This window comes from Belnapia moabensis DSM 16746, from assembly GCF_000745835.1.
GTDB lineage: Bacteria > Pseudomonadota > Alphaproteobacteria > Acetobacterales > Acetobacteraceae > Belnapia > Belnapia moabensis.
Genome location: NZ_JQKB01000141.1, coordinates 1 through 7889, shown reverse-complemented (window position 1 = coordinate 7889; position 7889 = coordinate 1). Strand labels below are relative to the sequence as shown.

Sequence of the window (7889 nt, the reverse complement as noted above, 5' to 3'; positions counted from 1 at the left end):
CGGCCGCCGAGGCCGACGCGCTCCTGGCCGTAGAAGATGGGGCCGCGGCTATCGAGCTTGATGGCCAGCGCCACCAGCAGCAGCAGGGGCAGGGTACCGAGCAGCAGGGCCAGGGCGAAGGCCAAGTCCAGGCTGCGGTGCATCGCCGCCTTGAGCTGCCCCTGGCAGTTGGCGCGGGCGGTGGCCAGCCAGCCCTCATGCAGCTGGTTGAGATCCAGGTAGATCCGGTCCGCCATGCCGCCTCTTCCATCTAAAAGTAGATACGCTCGCCACTTTATAAACAGAAGATTGACAGATTGTCTCTACCTCAAGGTGTGTTTCTCATAATTTAGAAGCTTGGACACATGAATTGGCCGTGAGGATGAACCCCGAAGCGCATTTATGCGTTTCGGGTTGATAACGCTCATTGTGAGAGTTAAAATCTACCTATGGTCGCTTATTCATCAGAGGCACGTGCTCTGCCCGTGCCACCGGAGACAGAGCGAGGCCTCGACCCCGGTACCCGCCGGTTCGGCCAAGGTGTGATCGTTGCCCTTATCCTTGGCGCTGCACTCTGGGTGCCGATTATCTACGTCCTAGTTTGACGGTAGAGCGCCGCGCTCAGCGTGGCGTTACATCCGGCACCAGCAGCCCCAGCCGCATTGCCGCCGCCTCAAGCAGCGCGACGTCGCCTGCTCGCCATTGCTTGCCCGTCATCAACTTGGTCGCCTCGGCCACCGGCATCCCGATCGCTGCGGCAATCGCGGCCGGCGTTTTAATGCCGCGGTCATGCAGCGCTTGCCCGACTAGCATCCGTAGTCGGATGGTTTGAAGGCGATCGGCGTCACGCTGACGGCGTTCCTCGGCTGTCAGCTTCGGCTTCATGGGCAAGTCGGAGGATGGGCTCATACACGGAAGCTGGGTGCTGTAGCACCCAGCTTCACTGCGGTCATTAATCGGGGGGGACGCGTAGAGGGCATCAGAACTGCCGCCGGGGGGATGGCAAGGCCCTCTCCGCTGCCGCGACTATGGCTGATGACTATCAACCAAATACAGTCACACAAGCGAGAGCGGCAGCAGACGTTGTGTGCGCTAATTCATGTTATTAAACTTATAGTTGATTAAACATGAGAGCACATCTCACATGAATGTTCTGAGTGCAGTTTGATATTATATTATCTCAACTATAAGTTTTGTGTTGTAGATAGCTTACTATGGGTTGTGCGAATCCACGCAGTTTTCCCATATTTATTGAGCCAGCGATGTCGGGGGGCACCACTGGTTGTAGCAACGGCGTCGATGTCCGGGGGGCGTCGGCGTCGTTGTCATGGCTAAAGGTCAGGCGTTCGCCAGCCGCAGCAGCACATCGCCATGGCAGGGCTCGGGATGACACCAGCAATAAAGATCCTTGCCGCGTAGCTCGTGCAGCCGAGCCAGCAACTCGGGCTGATCGCAAAGCCATTGCTCATGCTTGGTGATGACTTCGGCCCGCCTGCCGTCACGGCCAAACTTGAAGGGATTGGCCCATTTGCTGTTTTTCCATGTTTGGAAGGGCACGCGGCGGCCGATGTAGAGGCCGTGGGGCGGCAGGGTGTCCAGAGTAAGTCCGCTGCCCTTCAGGTTCAGCACTCGCGGTCCAGCTGGTGCTGGTAGTGATACCGCACCATCGAAAAGGTTGAATTTTTTCCCCATTAAAGCGCGCTTTACTTGTGTCTTTGAGTAAGTATGACAGCAACTTGTGTTTGTCATTTCGGCAGTTGGACTGTCGTAAGGTTCTTGATGCCCTCACCTTTGCTACGTTGTAAGGGAGGGGTCGTCTTATGGCAGTCAAATTTGGTACGCCGCGAGCAGACACACTAATTGGTACTTTTGGAACAGACTATATATCTGGCGGTGCTGGTAACGACTTTATCCGTGGTTACGACATACCACCAGGACAAATCGATGTACGAGCGTCCTTCTCTGACAGTGCAGATTTTCTGTTCGGTGGTAATGGGAATGATTCGATAAAAGCTGGCGGTGGGGACGATTTTCTGTGCGGCGGCGCCGGACGGGATACTCTCGATGGTGGCCTTGGAGTCGATTACCTCAAGGGTGCAGCAGGTCGCGATGTCTTCTTCTTTGATCTGCTCTATGCCTCCCCTGGCGCTCCCAGCCCAGACACGGGTGTCGGCGAAGGCAAACGGGACGTAATCCTCGACTTCCGTCAGGGCACCGACAAGATCGATCTGCGCGGTTGGGAAAATGATTATGGTGGCGCCTTGGGAGCAAATTTTGTTGGAAAAGACGAGCTGACCGTCGACGAACAGCTTCAGGTCGGCTTCCACTACGAAGGAGGCAATACGATTATCGATTTGGGGCGAATTTACTTTACTCCAATGCCGGGAGAAGAAATTGAATACCGAGGTCCGGCTGGCCAGATCGAGATAGTAGGGCACGTCAATCTAACGGAAAATGATTTTATCTTTTCGTCCTAAAACTCACTTCACAGCCACAGTCTAGCGCTGGTTTAATATAGCTGCCGGAGCTCAGGTGCTCCGGCAGCGACGGGCATTTGATGTGGACGGCGTCCTGAAGTGGTGAGCGATGCCATTTTTTGGCGGTCGGGATGAGCGGTTCGAGAAGGCCATACTGCTTGTCGCTCATAGTTTGACCGGACCCATAGTCTCCAACCAAGACGCGGGTCTGGTGCGTCCACATGGCGGCTTTCTCCAGGAAAGCCGCCCAGAACGCTTCGTCTCTGCTGCCTTTTCAGCCCCAGCTTGGCTAGCAGTGCCTTTCAAAACAGCCTTTGAGCTCTGAAAGCTGTGAGTTCATTACAGATAATTGCTGTTGCCCACGCTGGCCGTCTCTGGTCATCGCGTTCGAAGGCGTTCTGAATCGTTGTCAAAATATTTTACATTACAGCATGGCCGGCCCGCATCGACTCGTAATTCATTGAATAAAAAAAACTTATTGTCCTGGCATGGCGTTTGCAGAAGTCGTTTCGTGCATAGGAGTGTGCGATGAAACACGTTCGTAAGCGTTACACTGGTCTCATTGTAGCTGCGCTCAGTCTCACCGTCCCGAGCCTCGCTACTGCTGCCGTGATTGGAGCGCAGGACAATAGCTTTATATATTACGAAATGAATCCTGGAGGAGGAGGTAACTTGCCATCTTCTCCGCTTTTCTCCCACAACTACGATTACATTAACTCACAGTGGTCGGACCAATACAGATATGAAAAAAATGGTATTGGATCTGGATACCTGTGGGCTTCAGTCAATTTCAATGATCGCACATTGAAAGGTTATATAGAGCAAAACGCTCCTTCCAGTGGGTATGGTGCTGGAGGGTACATCAAAATTGCTGTTGCGGATCGAATCTATGTAAGTGGACTAAATTCAAGTCCCGTTACAGGAACCGTCAACATGAGTGTTGATGGAAACACTCAAGTGAATAACAATGTTAATCAAGTCGGGTATTCTGGAGTTTATGCAAATATCAATACGTCATACAATGGTCGTGCACAAGACAGCGGTGTAGCTTGCGCTGGCACAAATATGGCGCCGCCAAACTGGAGTCCTGATTGTTCTTCAACGCGGGGAGATTTTGATATAAACACATCGGCTTTCTTTTCCGTATCTTCCTTTCAGCCGTATTTTGATGTCATTTGGCAGCTTACAATATATAACTCAACCCATTACGGGTCAGCAACAGCTGATATTAGCCACACCGCTCATATTAACATAGTTCTTCCAGACGGCTATACGTACACTTCTGAGTCGGGTTTTCTCTCTACGGAGCCTGTAACCAACGTGCCAGAGCCCGCTTCGCTTGCTCTGTTCGGCGCCGGCCTGTTCGGTCTTGCTGCCATCCGGCGCGGACGGACACGCAACCGGACCGCCGTTGCGGCCTAGTCTCCGCTGTTGGAATACCTGACAGGGCGCCCTTATGCTGGGGCGCCCGCGTCACTCGTCCCCAAACTGCTGGTAAGCGGCGACTTGCCAGATTACAGCGCCGGCAGTGCTGCTGGTGGTGGAGCGTGGCGAACAGGGTGCCGACGACATCAGGACCAGGTGGTGGCGCGGCGGTGCGGACGTATCCGTCGCCAGGGCGCCCTATCCCTCATGGTCCTCGGCGGCATAGGCGGCGGATGCGGCCCTCGGCGGTGTGGACGGCCCACGACCGAACCGGCGGGATCGGCCCCTCGGACTCCGCCAACGGCGGCGAAGTGGCCGGCGCCATCGTCGCCCAGCCCTGGCCGCGGTCTGTCCTTAGCTGGAAATACCTAGCAAAAACAGATGGTTATGGCGTTTCATCGCGGCGGTGGTTGTGCTTGCGGCGGCGTTGCCAATCCGCTTACAATTGACGCTGCGTTGGAATGATGGAGTCGCGTTATGGCGAAGACCGCGCCGCTAGGCGTCCGGCTTGACCCGGCAGTGAAGGCCGGGCTGGAGCAGGCTGCCGCCACGAACATGCGTTCCCTCTCCAACACGGTCGAGGTGATCTTGACCGACTGGTTGCGGCAGAATGGATACCTGCCAAAGCCAGCCATGGAGCTTGAGATCCGCCAGCCGCCGCTGGCGGCGTAGGGCCTGAACGAAGTGCGGCGCCAGTCCTGCCAGGGACCAGCGCCGCGAATTCAGACCCTTTTTTGAGTGCCTACGACGTGCCTGCCACCGACCAAAGTGAAACAAAGCGACCTCGTGACGCGGAGAATTTAGGGCCTTTTTGGTGGTCCTGCAAGCACCCTCCGCCGATCACGGGGTCACGAAATTAGGTGTGACCTTGCAATGAGTAGCCTGCTTCCCGTCCAATTCCAGACCAATCCGTGCGGCGTGGCGAAGCTGCCTGAGCCGCTTTACGCCGCGTTCAAGCGCAGCTTTCCCGTGGGCATCGACGCCCGCGAGCTGGCCGAGCTGCTGGAGTTTGCCGCCATCGGCGCGTCCGCGCTCGGCTGGCCAGACGCCATGAAGCATTACGACGCACAGCAACTAGAACTGCTTCGCCAGCTTTCAGCGGTGCAGCAGCACGATATTTCCGGCAACGCATAAAAAAACCGGCGCGAAGGAAGCCCCTCCGGCCGGAACAGTGCTACAAAACTGATACTTGCCGCAGTTTTAGTAGCACCATCCAGCCGGTTTTACAAGGGCTTTCGAAGCGCGCATTTGAGAAAGTGCGCCTTATGTCTATTTTGGTTTCAGATCATTGCGAACAACTTAGCCCGCGTATTTATTTGTTGCTCGACGCGCCCGAGGGTGAGCATGGCCCGCGCGCTGCCCTGGTGGTGCATGCTACTGGCAGAGGGTGGCATGGGCCGCTGACCCGGCGGTTGTTTCCGTCCGTCGCGGCAGCCATCGCGGCGAAGGTAAAGATGGAGGCGGGGCGATGAGCGGCCCGCACTCGCTTACCATCCTCCGCGCGCATCTCGGAAAGCTGGCAAAGTCGTATGACGTGGCAGCCAACGGCCAAGTGGCGATGCGCTCTTACGATAAGGTTGCGACGTTTGCCGCCTCCGCTGTGCCGGTTGCCGACATCCGCGCACTGCATAGCCTGCTGGTGAGCCTTGAAGGGCAGCCGGATCGCTGCATCATCCGTGGCGAGGCTGCGCCGGGTGCCAATCTAGAGAAGGTTCTCCGCCGCAAGGTAGGCCGCGAGGGCGGCGTGTTCGATGATGTGCCTCGCGCCTGGGCACTGATCGACTGCGACAAGCTGCCAGCGCCAGCGTCGCTGTCCGTGCTGGATGATCCGGCCGGGGCCGCCGCCGCGCTGCTCGACATGCTCGCCGCCTATGCGCCAGAGCTAGAGGGCGTCTCCGCCGTGGTGCGGTTCAGCGCATCCGCAGGCATCGCCGATCTGGCCGAGGCCGAGGCTGTCGCCGGGTTGCCGCGCCGATGGGATGGGATCGTCAAGCCAGGCAGCGGCCCCACCATCAGCGGCCATATCTGGTTGATGCTGTCCGAGCCGCAGGATGGCGCGGCGTTGAAGCGATGGGCCGCAGGGGTGAACGCGCGGGCCGGGTTCAAACTCGTTGATCCGCAGTTATTCGTGACGACGCAGCCGCATTATTCAAGCGCGCCAGCGTTTGGCCCTGGCCTCCGCGATCCACTCGCCGGTCGCCGCACTCTCTTAATAGAGCGCGAGGCCGATGCCGCGACGCTCGCCATCCCGGAAGTGGCCCCGCGTGCCGCCTACGAGCCCGGCCAGCAGGCCCATGCCAGCCTTGGCTATGGCGGATGGCTCGATGCCATCGGCGGGGCTGACGGCTTCAATGGCCCCATCATGCGGGCGGTGTCTGCTTTCGTCGCCGCCAACTATCCCGCACCGGATCTCGATGCTCTGGTCGCTGACGTGTCGGCGCGGGTGCTGGCGGCCGATCCAGGTGGGCGCGGGCCTGATGAAATCCGCCGCTACGCATCGCAAGCGTTCATCCGCGACAAGGCCGAATGGGCGGTGGCGCAGGAGACGCGGAGCAGAGCAGAGCGAGCTGCGCTCGCCGCAGCATCCGCTGCAAAACCTGTCGCGCCGAAGTACCCTAACCGCGCCGTGCCATTGGCGGAGGCCGGGGCCGCGATGCGGAAAGTCATGACTGGCTTTGCCACCCGCATCGGCCAGGGCGAGACACCGCATATCCTTATGAATGTCACGGTCGGCAGCGGCAAAAGTCATGCGGGCATCGAGGGCCAGCCGCTGCTGGTCGATATTGGAAAGGCCGCTCGACTCGGCCCGGTGCTGTTTACGCACCCGAGGCACAAGCTGGGCGACCAGCTTGCGGCGGATATCCGCGAGGCATGTCCTGGCCTCCGTGTTGCCGTTTGGCGCGGCATGGATGCGGCCGATCCGACCAATCCTGGGAAGGCGATGTGTACCGTGCCCGAGCTGCCCGATGAGGCCAAGGCGGCGGGGCTGGATGCGACGCACGGCTGCACCGCCTGCCCCATGGCCGGATCTTGCTCTTATCTGGCGCAGCGCGACCAGACGGCGGATGTTTGGGTCGCGGCGCATCAGGTGGTGACGCGGACGCCCTTTGCTGGCTGGCCGCGTGATGCCGAGGGCAACGCGATGCAGCCGACCGCCATTATAGTGGACGAAGACCCCGTGCCATCTTGGCTGGCAGGGGTGGGGAAAGAGCCCATTCGCCTGGACCTTGCCCGCCTGGAACAGGGGCCGACTGAGGGGCTGACGGAGGCGGCAGCGGCGCAGTTGATGGAGTACCGCCGGCAAGCTGCCGCCGCCCTCATGGCGCAACCGCAGGGCAAGGTGTTCCGCGAGGGCTTAGAATTCCCCATGCCACTCGGCGACACGTCCGCCGCTGCCAAGTGGGCCAAGCTGGAATGGGACACGAAGCCGAAGGTGAGGCTACCCAAGGGCGCGACAAAGAAGGATGCGATCGCCGCCTACCGTGAGGCCCAAGCGAAAGGCTTTTCCAGCCGCAGGCCCCGGCTCGCCAAGATGATCGGCGCCTTTCTGGACGGCGGCGACGCGCGGAGCGTGAATATCACGCGCGCCGAGGGCTCGATGCTCCATCTGGCGTGGCGTGAGGATATCCATGACGGATGGCAGGCACCGGCCATGCTGTACCTGGGCGCCACCACCCGGCCGGAGCTGCTGCGGTTCTGGTCGCCGCAGCTAGAAGTCACCGAGATCGAGGTGGAAGCGCCGCACCAGCATGTGGTGCAAATCCCGCGCGAGTTTGGCCGAACCTCTTTGCTGAAGCCGCAGGGCGTCAGTGACGTGGCCGACGTGCTGCTGGTCGAGGCGGCGCAGGCTAATGGCGAAACCTTGGCCGTGGTGCAGTTGGAGCCGGAAAGGCTCATTCGTGCGGAGTTGGAAAAGCGCGGTGCGGTGCGCGATCCGTTGAAGCCGGGCGAGGATGAGGATGCGCCCGCCACCTATCGCTTCCCCTCCGGCGCTGTTCTCCACCTCGC

The 7889-nt window shown here is 59.4% G+C and carries 8 protein-coding genes; 5 read left to right on the top strand and 3 right to left on the bottom strand.

The window, feature by feature from the left end:
- From EP26_RS28465 to EP26_RS28455, 3 genes are all read right to left on the bottom strand, one after another.
- Nucleotides 1-236: sugar transferase (locus EP26_RS28465; RefSeq protein ID WP_043344367.1), on the bottom strand; the 236-nt coding region annotated here is incomplete at its 3' end.
- Nucleotides 237-600: 364 nt separating this feature from the next.
- Nucleotides 601-864 carry a hypothetical protein gene (locus EP26_RS28460; RefSeq protein WP_043344365.1) on the bottom strand — a complete coding sequence of 88 codons (264 nt, stop codon included), beginning with the start codon at nucleotides 862-864 and terminating at the stop codon, nucleotides 601-603.
- A gap of 453 nt (nucleotides 865-1317) precedes the next feature.
- Nucleotides 1318-1608, bottom strand: coding sequence for a DUF4326 domain-containing protein (locus EP26_RS28455; protein WP_043344364.1), 291 nt, complete (start codon nucleotides 1606-1608; stop codon nucleotides 1318-1320).
- Between the two features lie 191 nt (nucleotides 1609-1799).
- On the opposite strand from EP26_RS28455, the gene EP26_RS35720 reads away from it, so the two are divergent.
- The 5 genes from EP26_RS35720 to EP26_RS28435 form a co-directional block, all read left to right on the top strand.
- Nucleotides 1800-2456 (top strand): M10 family metallopeptidase C-terminal domain-containing protein, encoded by a 657-nt coding sequence (locus EP26_RS35720; protein WP_157033890.1) that lies wholly within the window; start codon nucleotides 1800-1802, stop codon nucleotides 2454-2456.
- Between the two features lie 528 nt (nucleotides 2457-2984).
- The gene (locus EP26_RS34020; RefSeq protein WP_084113097.1) at nucleotides 2985-3878 is read left to right on the top strand and encodes a PEP-CTERM sorting domain-containing protein; all 894 of its coding nucleotides are present in this window, start codon (nucleotides 2985-2987) and stop codon (nucleotides 3876-3878) included.
- Nucleotides 3879-4358: 480 nt separating this feature from the next.
- On the top strand, nucleotides 4359-4553 hold the full coding sequence (locus EP26_RS28445; RefSeq protein ID WP_043344359.1) for a hypothetical protein: 195 nt from the start codon (nucleotides 4359-4361) through the stop codon (nucleotides 4551-4553).
- A 201-nt stretch (nucleotides 4554-4754) separates the two neighbouring features.
- The gene (locus EP26_RS28440; protein WP_043344356.1) at nucleotides 4755-5015 is read left to right on the top strand and encodes a hypothetical protein; all 261 of its coding nucleotides are present in this window, start codon (nucleotides 4755-4757) and stop codon (nucleotides 5013-5015) included.
- 334 nt (nucleotides 5016-5349) lie between these two features.
- Nucleotides 5350-7889, top strand: a 2540-nt coding sequence (locus EP26_RS28435) for a hypothetical protein (protein ID WP_043344354.1), incomplete at its 3' end; no start/stop codon positions are given.

What these genes read in the sequence shown, in the direction of transcription:
- EP26_RS28440 (WP_043344356.1), top strand. Translation starts at nt 4,755, where the DNA reads ATGAGTAGCCTGCTTCCCGTCCAATTCCAGACCAATCCGTGCGGCGTG.
- EP26_RS28460 (WP_043344365.1), bottom strand. Translation starts at nt 864, where the DNA reads ATGAAGCCGAAGCTGACAGCCGAGGAACGCCGTCAGCGTGACGCCGAT.
- EP26_RS34020 (WP_084113097.1), top strand. Translation starts at nt 2,985, where the DNA reads ATGAAACACGTTCGTAAGCGTTACACTGGTCTCATTGTAGCTGCGCTC.
- EP26_RS28445 (WP_043344359.1), top strand. Translation starts at nt 4,359, where the DNA reads ATGGCGAAGACCGCGCCGCTAGGCGTCCGGCTTGACCCGGCAGTGAAG.
- EP26_RS35720 (WP_157033890.1), top strand. Translation starts at nt 1,800, where the DNA reads ATGGCAGTCAAATTTGGTACGCCGCGAGCAGACACACTAATTGGTACT.